The organism is Pseudomonas sp. HMWF006 (genome assembly GCF_003061205.1).
GTDB classification, from domain to species: domain Bacteria; phylum Pseudomonadota; class Gammaproteobacteria; order Pseudomonadales; family Pseudomonadaceae; genus Aquipseudomonas; species Aquipseudomonas monsensis.
In genome coordinates, this window is record NZ_QAIU01000665.1 from 1,742 (window position 1) to 2,108 (window position 367).

General features: G+C 60.5%; 1 protein-coding gene. It reads left to right on the forward strand.

Annotation, left to right across the window (positions count from 1 at the left end):
- Positions 1-38: 38 nt before the first annotated feature.
- On the forward strand, positions 39-367 hold a 329-nt coding region (locus DBR24_RS30830), incomplete at its 3' end, for an exonuclease subunit SbcD (RefSeq protein ID WP_128616566.1).

The following is a 367-nucleotide window of genomic DNA, read 5'->3' on the forward strand; positions in this document are numbered from 1 at the left end:
CAGCGGCCATTACCTCTTTTACTGTTGCGGAGTCCACCTTGCGTCTGTTCCACACTTCCGACTGGCACCTTGGGCAAAACCTGCACGGCCAGGAGCGCGATTTCGAACATGCGTGCTTCCTCGAATGGCTGCTGCGTCAATTGCAACTGGCGCAGCCGGACGTGCTGCTGATCGCCGGTGACATCTTCGACACGGTCAATCCACCGGTCAAAGCCCAGGAACGCCTCTACGATTTCATCGTCAGCGCCCACGAACAGCAGCCGTTGCTGACCATCGTGATGATTGCCGGCAACCACGATTCCGGCTCGCGGATCGAACTGCCCGCGCCGTTGATGCGCCGTTTGCGCACGCATGCGCTGGGTCGGGT